The following is a 306-nucleotide window of genomic DNA, read 5'->3' as shown; positions in this document are numbered from 1 at the left end:
TGACCAGATTGGAAACGGAAACCTTGGGCGGGTAGTTCACCAGCAAGTGTACATGGTCGTCCTCGCCGTCGAACTCCACCAGTTCCGCTTCAAAGTCCGTGCAGACGCTGGAAAATATCGGCCGCAGGTCGTCAAGAATCTCTTTTGTGAAGACTTCACGGCGGTATTTTGTTACGAATACCAAATGTAGGTGCATGAGGAAAACACCGTGTCTTCCGTGGCGAATTTCATTGTAATGACTCATAGACCAAGCTATAATCGAAGCATGCAACGACGACAAGCCTATCAATACGAACTGATGCCAGA

Annotated in this window: 1 protein-coding gene; it reads right to left on the bottom strand. The window is 48.4% G+C overall.

The window, feature by feature from the left end:
- Positions 1 to 244, bottom strand: a 244-nt coding sequence (tnpA, locus tag F1735_RS38660) for an IS200/IS605 family transposase (protein WP_167241592.1), incomplete at its 3' end; no start/stop codon positions are given.
- Positions 245 to 306: the final 62 nt, after the last annotated feature.

The sequence above is a fragment of the Massilia genomosp. 1 genome (genome assembly GCF_011682185.1).
Taxonomy (GTDB): Bacteria; Pseudomonadota; Gammaproteobacteria; order Burkholderiales; family Burkholderiaceae_D; genus Telluria_A; species Telluria_A rubra.
Note: the sequence above shows the minus strand (reverse complement) of the source record. Positions and strands in the feature narration are given on the sequence as shown.